The following is a 21,129-nucleotide window of genomic DNA, read 5'->3' as shown; positions in this document are numbered from 1 at the left end:
AGATTATTTTAAATAAATGATCACCGGGATGATGGCAAAACCAACGGGAATGGCTATCCCAAAGATCCATACACCGATGAAATTCAGCAGGCCATTGTATTTCACGTGGTTAAGGCCAAAGGTCTGGCACGCGCTCTTAAAGCCGTGTACCAGGTGGAAGCTCAGCGCGATCATGCCGATCACGTACAGCACCACCAGCCACAATTCCTTAAAGGCCACCTGTACCGTGTAGTAGAGGTTCTTCAGTTCCACACCGTTGTAAGTTTCTGTAGGCACGTCACCATAGTGGAACTTGAACCAGAAATCTTTTAAGTGGATGATGATGAAAATGAGCAGGATGCTGCCCATGATCGCCATCTGGCGGCTGAACCAGGAAGAGGTCTGGTTACCGGGGTTCACCGCATAGCGCACGGGGCGTGCGGAACGGTTGCTGAAGGTGAGCTGCAATGCAATGATGGCATGTACCAGGATGACTATTTTAAGTCCCCAGGCAATGAACTGGATCAGGTGATTATGACCCATGAATGCAGCGTAGGTGTTGAATGCCTCGCCATTGTCGTTGTAAAGCAACTGTAAGTTGCCCACGAGATGTACCAGCACAAAGCTGCAGAGGAAAAAGCCGGTAGCGCCTACCAATAGCTTCTTTCCTATGGAGGTACTGAAGAATTGTGACCACTTCATAGTAGAGTATCTAAGCTTCCTTGAGTGACGTGATGAATTATAAATGACTAATAACCGGGCAAATTTAAAGCAGGAAAAATTAAAACCAAATGATATTTCTCAGGTATTGCCCATTAGATGCATTCACTTTGTCGAATATACGCTTTAAAAATTATATTAAATTGTAGGAGGTATTATACAGCAGGTATTAACTGGCGCGAAGAAAACATCACAACCTGCGCCCGGCGTTAAGATATAACAAAAAGGCCTTACGTATGTTGAACGGGCAAGAAAAATAATTGCTGGTACAATATAGAAGGCCTTATAATAAATGCGTATGCTTTACTTTACTCCAGTCTCCGGAGCATGATATTATCCACCAGGTTATACAAATGCTGGGGTTGAAAGGTTCTCCACTTGTCCACATTAAGCAGGTGCACGTAGTTGTCCAGGTGGGCCTTTTCAAATTCCTGACGGGTTTGCTCCGGCATGTCCACGCTTACGATCCAGCCGCCATCGTCCTTGATGTCGTCCCACCATTCTTCGTAATAGCAATCATCAGAGGAGTGGAAATTGAGCACGTTCTCGGTGATGAGGATGAATTTGTTAATGCCCTGCTGGATGAGGATGTCCACCACATCCCGCTTGAGGGTCTCGATGTCGTTCTCGATACAGTCGTTCCACTCACCCATCAGTTCAATGATCACGTAGTTGAACTGGTAATCGGCAAACAGGATCTTCATGTAGAGGTTGCGGGAGCCGAACTCGTCCCACTGTGGATGGATGTAGTAATTATAGACGGTGTTGGAATATTCAAACTCACTGTATTCCCTCCCGTAAAATGGCGACAGCTCATCCTCCTCTGCTGTATATAAATGCCGCCAGTTATAAAAAGGTTCAATGTCATGCATAACTTTCCGGTAAAATTGGGTCCTTAAAAGTTGGTTGCGGTGCAGGGTAGCACCTGTTTCAAATGTCGCGGTTTTGGGTATAATTTTAAAATCGTTTGTTATAAAAAAAACCGCTACTTTGCAGCAGCGGCTTGCCTTTCACCTGATTTACCGGTACGATTTGTGCTGTTGGCCCATGACCTGTACAGGCAGTCTTTTTATCCCCGTTAGGGTTTATAATTTTCAGCGGCCTTTTTCACACTTCCATATTGCAGCAGCAGGGCCTTGGCCTGTTCATAATCTGTGATGCCGGTATTGTCCATCAGCATTTTCACGCCCCTGTCCACCAGCTTTTCATTGCTCAGCTGCATGTTCACCATTTTATTGTCTTCCACGCGCCCCAGCTGGATCATCACGGAGGTGGTGAGCATATTGAGCACCAGTTTCTGTGCGGTGCCGCTCTTCATGCGGGTGCTGCCGGTCACAAACTCCGGTCCTACCACCACTTCCACGGGAAAATCGGCCGCGGCAGATACCGGTGCGTCCGGGTTGCAGCTGATGCTGCCCGTGGTAATGCCATGCCGGCGGCAGGCTTCCAGGGCGGCTATCACGTAGGGGGTAGTACCGCTGGCGGCAATGCCTACCACTACATCCTTGTCAGAAATATCAAAGGCCTGCAGGTCTTTCCAACCCTGATCGCGGCTGTCTTCTGCAAATTCCACGGCCTTGCGGATGGCGGTATCGCCACCGGCAATGATGCCTATCACCAGTCCATGTGGTACACCAAAAGTGGGCGGGCACTCGGAAGCATCCACAATGCCCAAACGCCCGCTGGTACCGGCTCCCAGGTAAAAGAGGCGGCCCCCGGCCAGCATTTTATCCGTAACTGCCGCCACGAGTTTCGTGATCTCCGGGATAGCCTGCTGCACGGCCATGGGCACGGTCTGGTCTTCTTTGTTGATATTTTCCAGCAGCTCAGGAATACTCATTTTTTCCAGGTGATGGTAGTGCGATGGCTGCTCGGTGATGCGTTGGAACATTTTTTAAATTGTATTAGGTCTTAGGTCCTAAGTCCTAAGTACCATGCTTTGCGTAATGATAAGATTGTTAACGGATCAGTATTATACCTAAGACCTAGGACCTAGGACAACATACTATGATACCTCACCAGCCCTTCCAGCGGGGAGCGGGCGATGGTGCCCAGCTGCAGCTCGTACAGGTTGCAAAGTTCCTGGAGCACATCCTGGAAGCTGGAGGCCACGCCACCGGTGAAGTGCAGCGGGAAGGTCCAGCTTTCGCGGTATTTGTAAAGGTGGTTGAAGAAAAATTCGTTGAAACCGTCTTCCAGGATATTCTCTACGAGGAAATGGCCGCGGTTTTCGGAAAGGAAGCTGGCAAAAGACGCCAGGTAGCGGTTAGCTAACGGTTTCCGGTATACGTTTTCCAGGATCTCGTCGCGGGAGGTATTGAACTTTGCTTCAAATTTGAATTTCAGTTCATCATCAAAGCTGTTGTATAAATAGTACTGGAGAATGTGCTTGCCCAGGTAAGCGCCACTGCCCTCGTCGCCCAGGATGTAGCCCAGGCCGGGGTTGTTCTTTACAATAGCGGTGCCGTTGTAGTAGCAGGAATTAGAGCCGGTACCCAGGATGCTCACAATGCCCGGGTTATGCCCACAGAGCCCACGGGCGGCGCCCATCAGGTCGTGGGTGACAGAGATGTTGGTGTTGGTAAATACGGCTTGCAGCGCGTCTTCTACCATGCGGGCATTGGCTTCGGCCAGCAGGCCGGTGCCATAAAAGTAAAGCTCTTCCACTTTCAGCAGGGCCGGGTCCTGGCTTACCAGCTCCGTTTGCAGGATCTGCTGTACCTGGGCCGGCGTCTGGAAATAGGGACTGATGCCTTGTGTACGGAATGTACGCTGGTGGCCATTTTCCACCAGGCACCAGGCGGTTTTGGTAGATCCGCTGTCTGCGATCAATATTGTTTTCACCTGCATGCTCCGGTCTTTTAGGAAATAAATGCTGCCAATTACCTTTTGCTGTGATTTATCCTATTTTTGCCACAATTTAATTAAAACGTATCCATTTAAACAAATCGGTAGCAAGGCGTATGTCGAACAACAGGAAGTTGCAGGTATTTTTACCGCTTTTAATGGCAGGAGTACTGGCCCTGGGTATGTACCTGGGACATAAAATGCCCGGAGGTCAGAACGGTGACCTGGGCGCCAGTCTTTTCAATCGCCGCCAAACCGCGCTGGAAGAGGTCATGAACCTGCTGAAAGCCAAATACGTGGATACCCTCAAGGTAGCCGACCTGCAACAGGAAGCGATCGACGGCCTGCTCTCCCACCTGGACCCTCACTCCGTATACATTCCCCCGGCCAATGTGGCCGACATCAACGATAACCTGGAAGGCAACACCCAGGGCATTGGCGTGGAGATCAGCCTCATCGCGGATACCGTGCATGTAGTGTCTGTACTCACTGCCGGCCCGGCAGATAAGGTGGGTGTGCGCACCGGCGACTGCATTATCCGGGTGAACGACAGCACCGTGGCCGGCAACGGCATTACCGTGGAAGGTATGCGCCGCCTGCTGCGCGGACCGGCAGACACCAAAGTGAAGGTGACTGTACTGCGCGGGCAAAAAACGCTGGACATGAACATCACCCGTGGCCTCATCCCGCTTTATAGTATAGATGCGGCTTACATGACGGCGCCCGGCATTGGTTATATCAAGATCAGCAAGTTCTCTGCCAGCACTTACCGGGAATTTATGGATGCCATGACCGCGCTGAAAAAGCAAGGGCTCAAATCCCTGATCATAGACCTGCGCCAGAACCCCGGTGGTTACCTGGAAGCCGCTACCAACGTAGCAGATGAGCTGCTCTCCGGCGATAAGCTCATTTTGTATTCCAAGGGATCCAATTACCCGAAAGCAGAATACCGCTGCAATAAACCCGGCGAGTTTGAAGACGGCAAGCTGGCCATCCTTACAGATGAAGGCTCTGCCAGTGCCAGTGAGATCCTGGCCGGGGCCGTGCAGGACTGGGACCGCGGCACCATCATTGGCCGACGCACCTTTGGCAAAGGGCTGGTGCAGGAACAGTACCCGCTGAGCAACGGTGGGGCCCTGCGTCTTACCATTGCCCGCTACTACATTCCCAGTGGCCGCTGCATCCAGAAGCCTTATAGTGATGGACGCGAAGCGTATGATGAAGATATCCTGAACCGCTTTAACCATGGGGAGCTTCTGAACCCGGACAGCATTAAGCCCACGGACACCGTGCCTTACCACACCATGATAGAAGGCCGCACGGTATATGGCGGCGGAGGCATTACCCCGGACATTTTCATTCCGCTGGACACCAGCCATTACACCCCGCTGATCACCAAACTTTACATCCGTGATGTGCTGAACCAGTTTACTTCCCGCTACTACAGTGCGCACCTGCCGGAGTTTGCCAACTACCATGATGCAGCAGCGTTCAATAAAGGTTTTGAGGTAAGTGAACCGATGTTTACCGAAATGAAAGCATTTGCCGTGGCGGATAGCGTACCCGGTGTAAATGATATGAAGGCAGATGAAGCCGTGCAGGTGAAGAAGCGCATGAAGGCCTTGTTTGCCCGGTTGTTATTTAAGAACGAAGGCTACCTGATGATCAATAATACCAATGATCCGATGGTCATGAAGGCAATTGAAACGCTGAACAAACAGTAGGTTCATTTTACGGAAACACTGAACAAATTATCAACGCACATAGAAAAGGGGCATCGTTTTACTGCGATGCTCCTTTTTTGTGCCCTGCCGGGCAAAAAAAATCCCCACACCAGGGGTGCGGGGAAATAACTTTCTGAAAAAGACAGAAGAAATTATTTTTTCTTTTCTACTTTCTTTTCAGTCTTAACTTCTGTCTTTACAGAGTCAGCTTTAACTGCAGCGGAATCAACTTTAGCAGCGCTAGAGTCAACAGCAGGAGTAGCAGCAGTTGTGTCTACGGTAGTAGTTACAGCAGAATCAGCTTTAACTGCAGTAGAATCAGCAGAAGAAGAACCGTTGCCGCTGTTGCAAGCTGCGAACATACCGCCAGCCAGCGCTAATACGAATAATTTTTTCATGTTCAAGTTTGGTTTAAACGCCGCAAATATAGGTATTTTATTCAATTTCGCAACACACTTTTTAATAATATGTGGGTTTTGATGATATTTTGCCTGGATTTTAAGGAGAATTTAATTTTTCATGGTGATGTGGGTGGCGGGGGGGCAATAAAAAGCCCCCGCTTGTGCGAGGGCTCTTTACATCAAACATTATTTCACTAGTGAAATAATTATTTTTTCCGGAAGAACAGGCGGATGGGTACACCGGAGAAGTTGAATTTACTTCTCAGCTGGTTTTCCAGGTAATTCTTGTAAGGTTGTTTCACATCATCCGGGAAGTTACAGAAGAATGCGAAGGTAGGTGTATGCGTGGGCAGCTGTGTTACATACTTGATCTTGATAGCATTGCCACGTACTACCGGCGGTTTGTAAGATTCGATGGCCTTCAGCATCACGTCGTTCAGCTTCGAGGTCGGGATCTTGCTGATGCGGGCTGCATATACATCCAGTGCTATTTCAATGGCCTTGAAGATGCGCTGCTTTTCAGTCACGGAGGTGAAGAGGATGGGCACATCTGTGAAGGGGGCAAAGCGCTCCTTCAGCATAGCTTCATAATCACGGGCGGTATTAGTTTCTTTTTCAACCAGGTCCCACTTGTTTACCAGCACCACGATGCCTTTACCCTTGCGGGCGGCGAGGCTGAAGATGCTGAGATCCTGGCCGGTGAGGCCTTTCTCTGCATCCAGGAGGAGCATACAAACGTCTGCTTCGTCCATGGCCTTGATGGCGCGGATCACGGAGTAAAATTCCAGGTCTTCATGCACTTTTGTCTTGCGGCGGATACCGGCCGTATCGATCAGCATGAAGTCTTTCTGGAACAATTTATAATGCGTGTGAATGGTATCACGGGTGGTGCCGGCGATGTCGCTCACAATGTTACGCTCCTCGCCTACCAGGGCGTTGAGCAGGGAGGACTTGCCTACATTTGGCTGGCCAATGATAGCGATCTTGGGAATTTCTGTTTCCGGGCGTTCAACCACCAGGTCGTCTGTGATATACTTGGTCACTTCATCCAGTAGTTCACCGGTGCCACTGCCGCTGATGGAAGACAGGAAGAACAAGGGATCCAGGCCCATCCCGTAAAACTCATTCGCATCCAATGCACGCTGGGGGTTGTCTACCTTATTCACCGCGGTGATCACAGGCTTGTCAGACCGGCGCAGGATATCCGCCATGGAAGCATCCAGGTCGGTAATGCCGGTGGTTACGTCTGTGAGGAAGAGGATGAGGTTTGCTTCCTGCATGGCGATCACTACCTGTTTGCGGATCTCTTTTTCAAAGACATCATCGCTATGGGGTACAAAACCGCCGGTATCAATTACGTTGAAGGTTTTACCATTCCATTCAGCCACGCCGTACTGACGGTCACGGGTTACGCCGCTCACGTCGTCCACAATGGCTTTGCGCTGTTCTATCAGTCGATTGAACAGGGTTGACTTGCCTACATTCGGGCGTCCTACTATTGCTACGGTAAATCCGGCCATACACTTTCTTTTAAAGTTGTTGTCACTATTTGTTTAATATCCGTATTCCTTGAGATAGAGATCGCTGTCGCGCCATTTGTTCCGCACCTTTACGTGCAGCTCCAGGAATACTTTCTGCCCGATGAACTTTTCAATGTCCTGGCGGGCTTTGGATCCGATCTCGCGGATACCTTTGCCGCCCTCGCCCACGATGATGGACTTTTGTGTTTCACGGGTAACGATGATCTCTGCGGAGATCTTTACCAGGGTATTCTTTTCCTGGTATTGGGTCACTACCACAGCAGTGTGGTAGGGGATCTCTTCACTATATAAAAGGAAGATCTTTTCCCGGATCATTTCCCCTACGAAGAAGCGGGTGGAGCGATCGGTCAGGGTATCTTCCGGGTAAAAGGCCTCGCCTTCCGGCAGCAATGTTACAATGGCGTCCATCAATGTTTTCACGCCTTCCTGTTTGAGGGCGGAGACAGGCACCACTTTTTTTGCTTTGCCCCAGGCGGTCCATTTTTCCTGCAGGGCAGCCAGGTCGGCGGCGGGCAGCAGGTCTGTTTTATTGAGGATGAGGATGATGGGGACTTTCAGTTTCAGGGAATCAAAGAGTGATACGTTCTCTTCAAAGTCTGCACGGGCATCAGCGATGAGCAATGCCACGTCTGCGTCTTCCAGGGCCGATTTCACGGCGCCCATCATTTTCTCGTGTAATTTATATTTCGGGTCAATGATGCCGGGGGTATCGGAAAAGATGATCTGGTAGCCCGGTTCGGTCACTACGCCGGTAATGCGGTGGCGGGTGGTTTGCACCTTGTGGGAGGTGATGGCGAGCTTCTCCCCGATGAGCGCATTGAGCAACGTGCTTTTTCCCGCATTGGGCTTACCAAAGATATTTACGAAACCGGCTTTATGCATATGTCTGCTTTCGAAAGCGCCTTTCGAAAGCGAAAAGCACTTATGAGGGATGATGCGCAAATTTCCTGAAAAATCAGGAACGGCCGGACAAGGCCTGCGATCCATAAAAAAAGCCGAATTGCTTCAGCTTTGGTTCATTTTGCAGGGGCCTGCGGGTGTGCCGCGGGCTTTAACTACAGATTATCAACAACTTACGCTAAAATGGCGTGAGTTTGTCCAATATTGCTAAGGGCCGCAAAGGTAGGGATTTTATTGGAGATGGCAAGGTAGAATTTGGGGGGCATTGATTGGTTAAAAGCAAAAGGCTAAAAATGAAAATGCCTTCAGGTCAAGTGACCAGAAGGCGTTTCATTTACTGTGTAGCGAGGAGCGGATTCGAACCACTGACCTTCGGGTTATGAGCCCGACGAGCTACCTCTGCTCTACCTCGCAATGTGGGTGCAAATGTAGGACAGTTTAACTTACAGGCCAAACTTTTTTAAAAATAACTTAACATTCAAAATACCTCCCCTCTCCAAAACCAGCCATGGGTAGGCATTACAGCAAATATTCCCTGTAAAAAAACTTCCACTGGCAGGGCTTGCGCGCTCCTGCCAGCAGGGATCATACCACACAAATAGTGCCGTAGCACATAAGCCGGGGAATACGTATCTTCATATCTCTAAACGTACTCACCCATGCACCTCATCTCCACCCGCACTACCCTACTCATCGGTATCACATCCCTGGCCGCAGGCCTGTTCATCAGTTTTGCCTTTCCCCTGCACGACCGCATCGGTTCCCTGCTGCTGGGCTTCGGCGTAGCCGCCTTAGCCATTGCCATTGGTAAATTGATCAGCCGTAAACGCCCCGCATAAAATATTATTACAACTATTTATAAGGCCGCTCTGTTACTGAAACGGAGCGGCCTTATTTTTTAATCCCTTTTTAATCCAAACTTCACCACCCCATAACGCGCAATTAAAATTAATATAGTAACTTTGTAAGGTTACTTTACAAGTTTACCTAATAATATGAGCAGCAAACAACAACAGCAACTCGTCACAGACCTCCGCACCGTGGTAACACGGCTGGTGAAGAAACTCCGCACCAAGTCCTCCCTGGCCACGCGGCTTTCTCTCACGGAACGTTCCGTGCTGAGCCAACTGGATCACCAGCATTCACTGCTGCCCAGTGAGCTGGCTGCCATGGAAAAGGTAACCACCCAATCCATGTCGCAGATACTGGCACGTTTGCTGGAGATGAACCTCATCGTGCGCACCCCCTCTGCTACGGATGGACGCAAGGTGATCATTTCCCTCTCCGCAGAAGGTAAAAGGATGATCCAGGAAAACCGCAACCGCCGCGAGGAATGGTTAACGCAGGCCCTGGAACGCGTTACCACCGCGGAAGAACAGGCCCACCTGCGCTCCGCCATCAATGCGATGGCAAAGATCATCGAGTACGACGAATAAATTTTTAAGACTGACCAGGGAACCATCTAGCCGCTATGAACATTACCACCTTCACTGCATTCCGCAGCCGTAATTACCGTCTCTACTTTGCAGGACAGTCGGTATCACTCATCGGCACCTGGATGCAAAAAACCGCTGTAAGCTGGGTCGTGTACGACCTCACGCATTCCAAATGGATGTTGGGTGTATCCCTGTTTGCCACGATGTTCCCATCCTTTCTCTTTTCCTTTGCCGGCGGTGTAGCGGCCGACCGGTACGACCGTTACAGGCTGCTGCTGCTCACACAGCTCATTTCCATGATACAGGCCATCGCGCTCACCGCCTTGGTTTTCTTCAAGCATTATAATGTATGGGAAATACTGGGCCTCAGCGTGCTGCTGGGTATTGTGAATGCATTTGACGTGCCCGCCCGCCAGTCGCTGGTATATGAAATGGTGGACAACAAGGAAGACCTGCCCAATGCGCTGGCCCTGAACTCTTCTATGGTGAACCTTTCCCGCCTTATAGGCCCTGGCCTGGCAGGACTGGCCATAGAATACCTCGGCACCGATGTATGTTTTGGGCTCAATGCTGCCAGTTTCATCGCGGTGATCGGTTCCCTGCTCATGATGCGCCTGCCCAAACGCCCCCCTTCCCTGCGCAACAGCCGGGGACTGGACCAGTTGAAGGATGGTTTTGCCTACATCAAAGCTACGCCTGCCATCGCTACGGTGCTGCTCCTGCTGGCGGCCAACAGTTTTTTTGTCTTGCCTTTTGCAACGCTCATTCCTGTATATGCGCGCGACATTTTCCAAGGCAGTGCTTCTACTTTTGGGGCAATAGACAGCGCCATTGGCGCGGGTGCTATCTGCGGCGGTATTTACCTGGCATCGCTGAAACCAGGGCATGATATGCGCAAGATCATGGCCATTAATTCCATCATCTTTGGCATAGGGCTTATCTTATTTTCCCACAGCACCATTTATGCCGTTGCCCTGGCATTCGCTGTAATAGCGGCTTTCGGGATGATGGGCCAAACTACTTCCGGCAATACCATCATACAAACCACAGTGGCTCCTGAAATGCGGGGCCGCGTGATCAGCTTCTATGCCATGGCTTATTTCGGTTTGCAGCCCATAGGCGCCCTGATCATTGGTGCCCTGGCGCAGTACACCGGCGTGCAGAACATGGTATTAGCCGAAGGCGTCATCTCTTTACTCATCGGTTATTTTTATTTTCAATTTATACGGAAACAATCACCCAGCGAAAAGCCACAGGAAACGGTGGTCACCTCTTAATCTAAATCAAATTTTGTAAAATGGTAACAGCACTCGACGAACGCACCGCACTGGTGATCATTGACCTGCAGAAAGGTCTCCAGGGCTACCCGACCGTAAATCCCCTGGCCGATGTAGTGGCCCAGAACACCAAGCTGGTAGCGGCCTTCCACAAAGCCGGCCTGCCCGTGGTAGCGGTGAACGTAGACCCCCACCAGTTTAAAAACCACCACACGCGTAGAGATGCCAAGCAACAAGGCGGTGGCGGACAACTGCCCGCGGATTTCATGGAGATCGTGCCGGCACTGGGCATCCTGCCTACAGACCATATCGTCACCAAGCACACCTGGGGCGCGTTTCATGAAACCAACCTGCATGAGCTGCTGCAAAGCAAGGGTGTAACGGGTATCGTACTTTCCGGCGTGGCTACCAGCATTGGCGTGGAAGGCACCGCACGGCAGGCGCAGGATCATGGTTACAACCTCACCTTTGCCAGTGATGCGATGACGGACGTGGTGGCCAGTGCGCAGGAAAACAGTTTACAGGCAATTTTTCCGAGAATGGGAGAAGTGGACACTACAGATGCAATTATTGCCAAACTGGGTTAATGCAAGCCAACAAACAATTTTAAAGGAAGCAGGCATGGAAACGTGCCTGCTTTTTTTCTATATCGCTATTTGTTCACAACTGCTTTGACGGCAGGATATATTCTATCACCCCCTGGCTTTTAAACCAATTGTCACCGGTGATGAGGCTCAGCACCTCTGCAATTTTTTTATGGCGTTCCGTTTTGCTGAGAAATGAATATTTGCTGCTGATGGCTTCTATACACCCCAGCTCCTGCAGCAGCACTACTTTCTTTTCAATACCGGCCGGTATGGGCGTCACCGGCTTTGTTTCCGATGCATCGTTAAGGATCGCTTTCAACGCTTCCTGGTAGCGGCCAAAGGCAAAGCCCATGGCGTACAGGTACAATTCTATCATTTTCTTCTTCCGGGAAAACAAGTGCGGCTGCTCTTCTTCACTGGCATCTACCATCCCTTTTACAAATACGGTAAGGAACTGGTTCTTAAAATTCAGCTTGTACTCCAGGCGGAAACGGGCCTGCAATACGCTCAATGCATCTGCTGCTTTTTCGAGCTGCAGGGCCGGTGCAACGCCGGCTTGCTGCTGTGCTGCAATGGCATCCAGCAAGGTGGTGCGCAGGTATTCGGGACTGCCCAGGAATTTGGAAATGATATATTTGTTCAGCACCAGGCCATTGTTGTGAAACGGGCGGATGCTAAAGCTGAACAACTCATTGCCAATAGGAAAATTGCGGATCAGTGTGTTTTCCGTGCGTTCGTAATGCAGGATCTCGTGCAGGCGGTACAGGTTCTCATCGGAGAAAAACGCGTACAGGTCTGTCTTAAAATCGGGGAACTGGAAAGGAACGATGGAAAAATGTTCGTCGAAGAAACGCACTTTATCCTCATACTTTACCAGCGCATGGAATTGCAGGTAATATTTCTTGATCCTGGCGGTAGTGTAGTTCATTCTTTCGTTATTTAAAATACAGGGAGCCGCAAACCGGCTCCCTGTCTGCCTTCCGGCCGTTATTTCTCCCACCATGCCTTATAAGTGGTCACTTCTTTACCACCCATTTTCTGGATCTCTGCATTGTAATTCACGCTATTGATGGTTTGCTCCGTAGTGGGGTACAGGAAGCGGGAAGGAATAGCGCCGCCATTCATGTTAGCGCTGCCGCCTGCCTGGAACACGGGGAAACCAGTACGGCGGAATTCGATCCAGCCTTCAAAACCATTGTTGATGTTCACCAGCCATTTCTGGGTGATGATCTGGTTTTCATCGCCTGTGTAAGCAACACCAGCGTGGCCCAGGTAGTTATTAGCCTGTGCGGTGGTAAGGCCTGCTTCTGCATAAGCGCCGATCACACCGGCGTTATAATAAGTGGTAGCCGCTGCATGGCCACCGGCAATAAGGCCTTTCTCCGCTGCTTCTGCCAGGATAAATTCCTGTTCTGCATACGTGATAACACGCGCCTTGATCAGTGCGGGTGCACTGCCTTTCGTAAAGCTGGCGTTGAAGTTGGAAGCATTGTTCACCTGGTCGGTGGTGGCATCTACTACCAGCGGCATGCCCCCATAGTTAGCAAAGGCAAAAGGTGCACCAGCCGCTGTTTTTGCATTGGGTGCAAAGTAAGCAGTCATACGGGCGGTATCTGCGGTAGCTACAAACGCATTGTACAAAGTGCTATTCATAAACTTCACGGCAAAATCGCCGGAGCGTTCTGTGAGCGACACAAAGTTGTAGGGCGTTACCGTGGGCAGGGCCAGGGCACCGCTTTTGGAGGCATCAGCCATCAAAGCGTTGTCTGCTACGATGGCAGCCATTTCTGCCTTCACATCCGTTTTGCCGGATACCCGCAGCAGGTAGCGCAGGCGCAGGGCATTGATAAAGCCTCTCCAGGAAGCCACGTTGGAATTGAACAGCATGTCGCCGTTGAGCAAGCCGGTGGAATTGGCTTTCAGCAGGCTGTCGGCGCGTTTCAGGGAAGCCAGGATACCGTTGGTACCATCCATGTACACGGTCTGCTGGTCATCGTAAGCGGGTGTATAAGTGCCGGTGCTCCCGTTCAGTGCTTTATTAAAAGGAATATCGCCCCAGAGCTCCGTGAGCTGCGCAAATGCGTAAGAACGCAGGGTGAGCGCAGCCGCCTGCAGCAAGGGATTGCTTTGTTGCTGGCCCAGGGAGTACAGTGTATTGGCATCGCGGGCAGATTCGTACATGGGGATCCAGTACGGTTCATTGGTCACCGGTGAGTAGCGCGTGGGCTGGTCGTAGTAAGACTGGCTGAAGGTCATGTACTGGTTGTACCCATTACCCAGTGTCCATACAATGTTAGCGTTGTTATAAAATTCCGCCACAATGGTGTTGGACAGCAAGGTGGTAGCATCCGGTTTTTCCAGCGCGTTCGGGTTGATATTGGTCCGCGCCAGTTCTTTCTTACACGCACCCAATACCAGCGCGAGCGAAAGGGAGGAAAGTATGAGCAGTTGTTTTTTCATGGCAATTAGCAATTGGAGATGTTTGATTAGAAATTAAGACCCAGTGAGAAGCCGAGGCTCTTTGCAGACGGGATGCTCAGGAACTCTGTACCCGGCAGGATCTGTGATCCGCGCAGGGCCAGGGTCTCGGGATCTACGTCTTTATTTTTAGTGAACTCCAGGAAGTTTCTGCCTACGAAAGAAAGATTCAGTTTTGCCTTGGAAGTAAGGCCAAACACGTGCTGGAAGGTATAACCCAGGCGCAGTTCACGCAGCTTCAGGTAAGTGGCGTCGTACATGAAAGCTTCGTTGTTGGAAGCATTGTAGTAAGCGTTGTAATAAGTAGCCGCATCCACTTTCACATTGTTGGCCACGTATTTACCGGTACCATCGTCCATTACACCTTTACCGATCAGGCCTGTTTCACGGCCTGCCAGTGTTTGGGTGGACATACCACCGGAAAGCACGCCCAGCTCTGTGTAAGAGAAGAATTTACCGCCCTTGTGCAGGTCCCAGAGGAAGTCCAGGTTAAAGCCACGGTAAGTCAGGTTGTTGGCCCAGGCCAGTACAAAGTCGGGGTTGTAGTTGCCCAGCAGGGAGTTCTGGGTGGAAGTGAACTGGGGCACACCATTTTTATATACGATGTTGCCCTGCGGGTCCCGTACAAAAGCGTTGCCATACATGTTACCGATCTTCTGGCCCACCTTTGCATCATACTGGATAGCGCGGTAGTAGCGGTCGTACTGGGTTACCTGTGCATATACATAGGTGTTGATACCTTCCGGCAGTGCCAGTACTTTACCCACGTTGCGGCTGAAGTTGAAGTTCATATCCCAGTTAAGGCCACCCGCGTGTTTAGAACGCACCGGTGCAATGGTCAGCATTAGTTCTATCCCCTTGTTGTCGATCGTAGCGCCATTCACAAATGCGTTGGTATAGCCGGATGATACGGGGATAGGGAGCTGCACTACTTCATCCTTGGTTTTGGAGTGGTACACCGTTGCATCAATGCCCAGGCGGTTATCCAGGAAATGTGCTTCCACGCCACCTTCCAGGGTAGTGGTCTTAGATGGTTTCAGGTTTGTATTTGCCAGGATGGGGCTACCCGCAGTGAGTGGGTAAGAACCAAAAGGCGTGTTGGTGATATAGGTATTGTAAATAGAATACGGATCTGCATCGCGGCCTACCTGTGCAGCAGAAGCTCTTACTTTCAGGAAAGAGATCGCTGAAGGCATTTGCACCATGTCGGAAATAATACCGCTCAGTGATACAGAGGGATAAAAGAATGAATTCTTGCCAGCGGGCAGGGTGCTGGATTTATCATTACGGCCGGTAACGTTCAGGAACAGCAGGCCTTTGTAATCCAGGTCAGCAAAGGCGTAAGCGCTGTACACCACTTTATCCAGTTTCTGGAACAGGGTGGGCAGCTGGCTTTGTGCATTGGAGAAATTATACAGGTTTGGAGAGATCAGCGTGTTTGCAATGTCACGGGTGTACGTGATGTTCTGCATGAAGCGGTTACCTCCTACAGACACGTTTGCATTAAACAGCTTGCTGGGTGCTTTGTGGTAGCTTACCAGGAAGTCGGTGTTGTTCTCAAAGTAGTTCACATTATCCGTTCTGAAACCACCGCTCGGGAAGCGTACGCTGGTAAAGGAGCGGTGACCTTCGCGGTTATCCGCATAGAAGTCGCTACCGGTGCGCAGCATCACGTCAAAATGCGGATCCACCGTGTATTTCAGCGAAGCATTGCCGATCACGCGGTTCTTGTTAAAGCTGTTGGTATTGTCGTACAGCGTTACATAAGGGTTGTCATGGTTATTCCAGTAGCGGAACTGGTTCAGCTGGTCGCGGCCTTTCTGCCATTGTTTATTCTTCAGGGAATTGATATCCACATTGATAGGCATTCCATACACGCCAAAGAAAGTGTACATCACACTTTCAGAACCATAACCAATGTTGGGACGGTTATCAGAGCTGCTGTTAATGTAGTCAATGAAGAAATCGGAAGTCAGCTTATCGCTGAAGTTATGGTTAGCACGCAGGGAAATACCATAGCGACGCAGGTCTGTATTAGGCAGCAAACCACGGTTATACAACTGGCTGATGCCAAAACGGTAGCTGCCATGATCAGATACGCCACCAAAACCCAGGTTGTTCTGGGTAGTGATACCGGTTTGCAGGAAATCCTTGAAGTGATCGGAATGGCCTACCCAGGGAGTAGCTTTCGGCACCAGGGTGGGATCCACACCGCGGGCCACCAGGTCGCCCGCCTGGTAACCATTGCCGGCGGGGCTGTCAAACTGTATCACATCCGTGGAAGGATTGAATTTCAAACCCCAGTTAGGAATGTTGTTCTCGCTGGAACCGCCACCATTCACGAAGGAATAAGTATTAGGTGTACCAGACAGCGGGTAAGCATTTACACCTGCGCCATATTCATTCTGCAGGTGCGGCAGTTTCAGGGGTGTTTCAAAGGTAGTGGTAGAATTGAAGGTAACACCGGAAAGGCCTTCCCCGGAAGTGCCTTTCTGGGTGGTGAGCACGATGGCTCCGTTTGCAGCGCGGGAACCGTAAAGCGCCGCAGCGGTGGAGCCTTTCAGTACCGTTACTTTGGAAATATCATTGGGGTTTACCTCTGCGGCACCGTTGCCCCAGTCAGTCTCTGCCCAGGTACCCTGGTTGGAAGAATTTTCGATCGCATTGTTGAAGAACGTTTCGTTGTTGATGGGCACACCGTCTACTACGAAGAGGGGCTGGTTAGTACCGCTGAAAGAGTTCTCCCCACGGATAACAATGCGGGCTGTAGAGCCTACACCGGCACCGCCATTGGTGATCACCACGCCGGCCACTTTACCGTTCAGGTTATTGATCAGGTTGGGGTCCTGGGACTGCACCATCTGTTTGGTGCTCACGGTTTGCACCGCGTAGCCCAGGGATTTGGATTGTTTACTGATACCAAGGGCCGTAACCACCACTTCGTTCAGTGATTTGTTGTCTTTGTGCAGTGTAATCTCAAACGCAGCCTGGCTGCCGGTTTCAAGGGTTACCGGCGTGTAACCGATGAAAGACACGGTGAGTTGACCGTTTGCAGGGATGGTAAGTTTAAAGCTACCGCCCGCATCGGTTACGGTGCCTTTCTGGGTGTTGGAAAGCATGACGGCAGCGCCGATGATAGGCGTCTTGTCGTCCGCATCATATACCTTACCGGTAATGGTCTTGTTTTGTGCCGACAATTGCATTGCGCAAGCCAGCATCACAAATAGCAGTGTGAAAAGTTTTCTCATATTGTAGCGATATTGAAGAAAAATGCATAGAGGATACCCCCGTTACACCCTCAATGGGGCCGGATCGCAGGGAAAATCAGGTGCAAAGGCACGCCACACCGCATTATAGCGGCATGCTGGCGTGGGCGCACAAACGGTTAAATCAAAGTCGTAAAACCCGGTGTCTCAGGAAGAGGGGGCAGGAAAAGGGAGTACGTTGGCCAGGGAAGAGAGGGGCAGCAAGCGCAATGCACATACCGGCGATGAGGACCGCTACCAGGCGCAGGATAATACGCAGCTGGTGTACCTCGTTTTCATTGATAAGCGCTGCGGCTGCGGCAGTGTCGTCCAGGAAACTGGATCTTCTTTTGTGCAGGCGTACGTGCTCAAAAGTGGTTTCTGGATTGCGTGCTTCCCCGATATGTGCGGCTACCCAGGCGGGTGCAACGATCACCCGGATAAAGAGCAGCAACATGAAAATGGAGAAACGCAACGGCATAACGGGGCAAATGTATACTGCGGCGGTTTACTCCCCGCCGCCTGTCGCGTTAAGTAATTATGAACAAAAAGTAAAGGAATTGTTAAAACAAAGCAGCTTCCTGTGGAAATGGAAGCGGGCCGCGGGATGTTCTGTTGCAGTTTTTTGCACCGGTTCCCCTCAGAATCCGGACCTTTGCGGCAAAATATAAGAACGATGAACTGGATCTTACTGGTAATTGCCGGGCTGTTTGAAGTGGGCTTTACCTTCTGCCTGGAAAAAGTAAAAGGACAAACCGGCATGGCCATGGTGGGCTGGTACAGTGCATTTGCCATTTGCCTGGTGATCAGTATGCTGCTGATGATGAAAGCCATCCAGACCTTGCCCATCGGTACTGCTTACGCGGTATGGACCGGCATCGGGGCTGTAGGTTCTGTGATCATGGGCATCGTGGTGTTCAATGAGCCCGCTACTTTCTGGCGCCTGTTCTTCATTACCACGCTGATCTCTTCCATCATAGGGCTAAAGCTGGTATCACATTAAACTGGCACTTTTCACCCTGCAAATTGCCGCATATCCCCCCTGCCGGTGAACATATTTTGATTGAATTTTGGGTAAAACATAATCGCCATGACTGTTACCGCAAATCAAAAAATTGTACCGTTCCTCTGGTTCGATGGGCAGGCAGAAGCCGCCATGAAATTGTATACTTCCATTTTCCCCGGCTCAGAGATCCGCCAGCTGCAACGCTGGGGAAACAATGCACCCGGCTTTAACGCTGATTGGGTAAGAACCGGCGTGATCGAGATCAACGGCCTGCGGGTTTTCCTGTTTGATGCAGGCCCGCAATTTAAGTTCAATGAATCCGTATCCTTCATGGTCACCTGCAAAACGCAGGCGGAAATTGATGACTACTGGGCCAAACTGACGGCCAATGGTGGTAAGGAAAGCGAATGCGGCTGGTGCAAAGATCCCTTCGGCTTCTCCTGGCAGATAGTGCCGGAGCTGGTGACTAACGCCCTTGACCAGGGCGGAGATCCTACACGCATCAGTAACATGATGCAAGCGCTGTGGAAGATGAAGAAGCTGGATATTGCTACACTGCAGGCAGCATATGATGCCTGAGAAATTTTGTCTTAGGTCTTAAGTCTTAGGTCTTAGGTCTTAGGTACCTCTAAATGCAAAGGACCATACGTCACAGATCATGACGTATGGTCCTTTTTTCCATTGAATGTTTAGGCTGAAGACAGGTACCTAAGACCTGAGACTTAGGACCTGAGACAATTTCTACTGATTCACCCCAAAGGCTTCCCAGCCGGACACCGTAGCCCTGTTACAGGTCATGGGCTGGGTGCCGTTCTCACTGCTTACATACTTGCCGTTATTGCCCTGGAGGGTGATCTTCCCGTCTGGCGTGGTGCCCCAGGTAAAGCTTTCCCAGTCTCCGATGGTAGTGCGGTTGCAGGTGATGGCCTGCGTGCCATTCTCACTGCTTACATACTTGCCGCCATTGCTCAATGCGATCTTGCCATTGCCGGCATCTACTACTACAAATTGCTCCCAGCCCTGTGCAGTGGCACGGTTGCAGTTCATCGGCTGGGTGCCGTTCTCACTGCTTACATACATGCTGTTGAAGCCTTTGAGGGTAATGGTCTGGCCAATGGGAGCGCCGGTAGAGCCACCACCGCTGCTTGGGGTACCGCTCCATTTGAAAGTAACCGCCGCGCCCGCGGCCAGTGTATAAGTGAAGGATTCAGCCCCCCATTTCACTTTGAAATTCTGGGTGCTGCTACCGCTGTTCAAGGCTACCAGGACTTTGCTGCCATCCGCATTTTTGAAAGCCACATTCTGGATATTACCGGCCACGTTAGAAGCAATGCGAACTGCGCCAGGTCTTACAAATTTAGCGGCTTGGCCCACGATGTAGTAAGCAGTATTGCGGGTTACAGTCGTGCCGCTGATGGTGATACCACCCAGGCAGGTGCTGCAGCCGCCGCTGGTATGGGGATTGTAATTCGGATCGGAAGCCAGGTTCCATTCCAGTGCATTGCGGCTCCAGTTGCGGGTGGCGCCAATGATCACATTATTTACATGCCAGGTGAAGTCGCCCCCAAAATTACCGGGGCCGCCTATCCATTGTTCCGTGAAATAAATGTTCTTGTTGGGATATGCGTTGTGCACATCGGTGAGTGAGCCAATGCTGCCTGCATACAGGTGAAAGGCCGAACCATCCGTGTAAGAACTGGCCGTAGCATCGGCCAGTACCGCTTCGGGGTATTCAATGTGATCGGGATTATGATCATAGGCAATGATCTTCGTATTGAGGCCAGCACCCCGCAGCTGGGGGCCCAGGTTGTTCTTAATGAAGTTTGTCTGCTCCGTGGCGGACATGCTCATGCTGGGATTGTTGTAAGGATTAAGGGGCTCATTCTGTGGGGTCACCGCATCAATGGTAATGCCTTGTGCCGCCATGGCCTGGATGTACTTTACAAAGTAGCGTGCATAGGCATCGTAGTAAGCGGTGTTCAGACTGCCGCCGGTAAAACCATTGTTGCCGGTGGTATTCACCTTCATCCATACCGGCGCGGTCCAGGGGCTGGCGAAGATCCTGATGGAAGGATTGATGGCTACGATCTTTTTGAGTACCGGCACCAGGTCCGTCATTTCTGCATTGATGCTGAAGTTAGTGAGGTTCACATCCGTTTGCCCGGAAGGCCGGTCGTCATAAGTGAAGTCAGATGAACTCAGGTCGGATGCACCGATGCTCACGCGCAGGTAACTGATACCGATCTGGCCCGTACCAGTGCCGAAAAGCTCACTGAGCAAGGCATTCTGGGCAGTGCCCATGCCATTGATCAGCTGTGCGCTGCCACCGGTAAGGGTAAAGCCAAAGCCGTCTATCCCCTGGTAGGTAACGTTTTCGTCCACTGTAACGGTAGTAGCATTGGTGCCGGCATCCGCGGCAAAGTTTAGCGTGGATGGTGCCAGGAGATTGGCCTTGTCCGTGGTGGTGAGCCATGCGCTCACCGTTTCATTGGCGGCGCGGGCCATGGTAGATTGACTTCCCTGCTGCCGGAAATCCTTTTTACAGGCATACAATAAAGCTGCACCAAACAGCAACGTGGTGGCGGCTTTCAACGTGGTTTTAAAATGGGTGTGCATAACTATGGTTTAATGTTGGACAAACAAAAAGATATGGGCATACCGCTCCCACCGGGCATGTAAAGGCCGGGTGATGTGGGTAAAATAAAGGAGCCTGGTACGCCGGGTTATGCTGGTAGCGACGGACCTGGATGCTTGGAAATGCGGGCGCACCGGGCGTTTGGTAGCGGTACCCCTTTAGGTGTGTGGATGGATATCAACGGCGCCGTAATGTGGTAGTGGCGGGGTTGACCGTGGAATAACTAATGCGTGCTGTATGGATCTGCCTGAAGGATCGTAAAATGTACTACGCTGAAAGATAGGGAAAAGGATCGGAAAAATAAAATGCGAACGGGTGCAGGCATATTGCAGGAGTCCGGGTGAGATCCGGGA

19 protein-coding genes and 1 tRNA gene are annotated in these 21,129 nt (G+C 50.9%); 7 read left to right on the top strand and 13 right to left on the bottom strand.

All coding sequences use genetic code 11. The features are described from left to right. Window positions 1-3 precede the first annotated feature (3 nt). The 4 genes from DCC81_RS09155 to DCC81_RS09140 form a co-directional block, all read right to left on the bottom strand. Entirely contained in the window at window positions 4-681 is a 678-nt protein-coding gene (locus tag DCC81_RS09155; RefSeq protein ID WP_108686228.1) for a succinate dehydrogenase cytochrome b subunit, read from the bottom strand. A gap of 326 nt (window positions 682-1,007) precedes the next feature. Further along, window positions 1,008-1,571 carry a hypothetical protein gene (locus tag DCC81_RS09150; protein ID WP_108686227.1) on the bottom strand — a complete coding sequence of 188 codons (564 nt, stop codon included), beginning with the start codon at window positions 1,569-1,571 and terminating at the stop codon, window positions 1,008-1,010. 206 nt (window positions 1,572-1,777) lie between these two features. Further along, window positions 1,778-2,590 carry an N-acetylmuramic acid 6-phosphate etherase gene (gene murQ, locus DCC81_RS09145; RefSeq protein WP_108686226.1) on the bottom strand — a complete coding sequence of 271 codons (813 nt, stop codon included), beginning with the start codon at window positions 2,588-2,590 and terminating at the stop codon, window positions 1,778-1,780. Window positions 2,591-2,691: 101 nt separating this feature from the next. Next, window positions 2,692-3,549, bottom strand: coding sequence for a BadF/BadG/BcrA/BcrD ATPase family protein (locus tag DCC81_RS09140; RefSeq protein WP_240612936.1), 858 nt, complete (start codon window positions 3,547-3,549; stop codon window positions 2,692-2,694). A 155-nt stretch (window positions 3,550-3,704) separates the two neighbouring features. Here DCC81_RS09140 and DCC81_RS09135 point away from each other — a divergent pair, with 155 nt between their 5' ends. After that, entirely contained in the window at window positions 3,705-5,270 is a 1,566-nt protein-coding gene (locus DCC81_RS09135) for a S41 family peptidase (RefSeq protein ID WP_240612935.1), read from the top strand. A 152-nt stretch (window positions 5,271-5,422) separates the two neighbouring features. Here DCC81_RS09135 and DCC81_RS09130 read toward each other — a convergent pair whose 3' ends face one another. From DCC81_RS09130 to DCC81_RS09115, 4 genes are all read right to left on the bottom strand, one after another. Next, the gene (locus DCC81_RS09130) at window positions 5,423-5,668 is read right to left on the bottom strand and encodes a hypothetical protein (RefSeq protein ID WP_108686531.1); all 246 of its coding nucleotides are present in this window, start codon (window positions 5,666-5,668) and stop codon (window positions 5,423-5,425) included. A gap of 209 nt (window positions 5,669-5,877) precedes the next feature. Next, complete coding sequence (der, locus tag DCC81_RS09125) at window positions 5,878-7,191, bottom strand: ribosome biogenesis GTPase Der (RefSeq protein WP_108686224.1); 1,314 nt, start codon at window positions 7,189-7,191, stop codon at window positions 5,878-5,880. A gap of 33 nt (window positions 7,192-7,224) precedes the next feature. After that, window positions 7,225-8,094 carry a GTPase Era gene (era, locus tag DCC81_RS09120; protein WP_108686223.1) on the bottom strand — a complete coding sequence of 290 codons (870 nt, stop codon included), beginning with the start codon at window positions 8,092-8,094 and terminating at the stop codon, window positions 7,225-7,227. A gap of 360 nt (window positions 8,095-8,454) precedes the next feature. Next, window positions 8,455-8,526 (bottom strand) — tRNA-Met (locus DCC81_RS09115). A gap of 245 nt (window positions 8,527-8,771) precedes the next feature. On the opposite strand from DCC81_RS09115, the gene DCC81_RS09110 reads away from it, so the two are divergent. From DCC81_RS09110 to DCC81_RS09095, 4 genes are all read left to right on the top strand, one after another. Beyond that, window positions 8,772-8,951, top strand: coding sequence for a hypothetical protein (locus DCC81_RS09110; protein ID WP_108686222.1), 180 nt, complete (start codon window positions 8,772-8,774; stop codon window positions 8,949-8,951). Between the two features lie 156 nt (window positions 8,952-9,107). Then, window positions 9,108-9,548, top strand: coding sequence for a MarR family winged helix-turn-helix transcriptional regulator (locus DCC81_RS09105; RefSeq protein ID WP_108686221.1), 441 nt, complete (start codon window positions 9,108-9,110; stop codon window positions 9,546-9,548). Between the two features lie 35 nt (window positions 9,549-9,583). Further along, the gene (locus DCC81_RS09100) at window positions 9,584-10,825 is read left to right on the top strand and encodes an MFS transporter (protein ID WP_108686220.1); all 1,242 of its coding nucleotides are present in this window, start codon (window positions 9,584-9,586) and stop codon (window positions 10,823-10,825) included. Window positions 10,826-10,845: 20 nt separating this feature from the next. After that, window positions 10,846-11,412, top strand: coding sequence for an isochorismatase family protein (locus DCC81_RS09095; RefSeq protein ID WP_108686219.1), 567 nt, complete (start codon window positions 10,846-10,848; stop codon window positions 11,410-11,412). A 73-nt stretch (window positions 11,413-11,485) separates the two neighbouring features. Here the strand turns inward: DCC81_RS09095 and DCC81_RS09090 are convergent, their stop codons facing one another. The 4 genes from DCC81_RS09090 to DCC81_RS09075 all read right to left on the bottom strand — a co-directional run bounded on the left by DCC81_RS09090 (window position 11,486) and on the right by DCC81_RS09075 (window position 17,616). Then, entirely contained in the window at window positions 11,486-12,340 is an 855-nt protein-coding gene (locus DCC81_RS09090; protein ID WP_108686218.1) for a hypothetical protein, read from the bottom strand. Between the two features lie 59 nt (window positions 12,341-12,399). Then, entirely contained in the window at window positions 12,400-13,872 is a 1,473-nt protein-coding gene (locus DCC81_RS09085; RefSeq protein ID WP_108686217.1) for a SusD/RagB family nutrient-binding outer membrane lipoprotein, read from the bottom strand. Between the two features lie 26 nt (window positions 13,873-13,898). Next, window positions 13,899-17,138, bottom strand: coding sequence for a SusC/RagA family TonB-linked outer membrane protein (locus DCC81_RS09080; protein WP_108686216.1), 3,240 nt, complete (start codon window positions 17,136-17,138; stop codon window positions 13,899-13,901). 142 nt (window positions 17,139-17,280) lie between these two features. Continuing rightward, entirely contained in the window at window positions 17,281-17,616 is a 336-nt protein-coding gene (locus DCC81_RS09075) for a hypothetical protein (protein WP_108686215.1), read from the bottom strand. Window positions 17,617-17,811: 195 nt separating this feature from the next. On the opposite strand from DCC81_RS09075, the gene DCC81_RS09070 reads away from it, so the two are divergent. Together DCC81_RS09070 and DCC81_RS09065 are read left to right on the top strand one after the other, a co-directional pair. Next, the gene (locus DCC81_RS09070) at window positions 17,812-18,138 is read left to right on the top strand and encodes a DMT family transporter (protein WP_108686214.1); all 327 of its coding nucleotides are present in this window, start codon (window positions 17,812-17,814) and stop codon (window positions 18,136-18,138) included. 87 nt (window positions 18,139-18,225) lie between these two features. Next, a complete protein-coding gene (locus tag DCC81_RS09065) occupies window positions 18,226-18,720 on the top strand; it encodes a VOC family protein (protein ID WP_108686213.1) in 495 nt (164 codons plus the stop codon). Window positions 18,721-18,882: 162 nt separating this feature from the next. Here DCC81_RS09065 and DCC81_RS09060 read toward each other — a convergent pair whose 3' ends face one another. Then, entirely contained in the window at window positions 18,883-20,757 is a 1,875-nt protein-coding gene (locus tag DCC81_RS09060; RefSeq protein ID WP_108686212.1) for a glycoside hydrolase family 30 beta sandwich domain-containing protein, read from the bottom strand. Between the last annotated feature and the right edge of the window lie 372 nt (window positions 20,758-21,129).

This window comes from Chitinophaga parva (assembly GCF_003071345.1).
GTDB lineage: Bacteria > Bacteroidota > Bacteroidia > Chitinophagales > Chitinophagaceae > Chitinophaga > Chitinophaga parva.
Note: the sequence above shows the minus strand (reverse complement) of the source record. Positions and strands in the feature narration are given on the sequence as shown.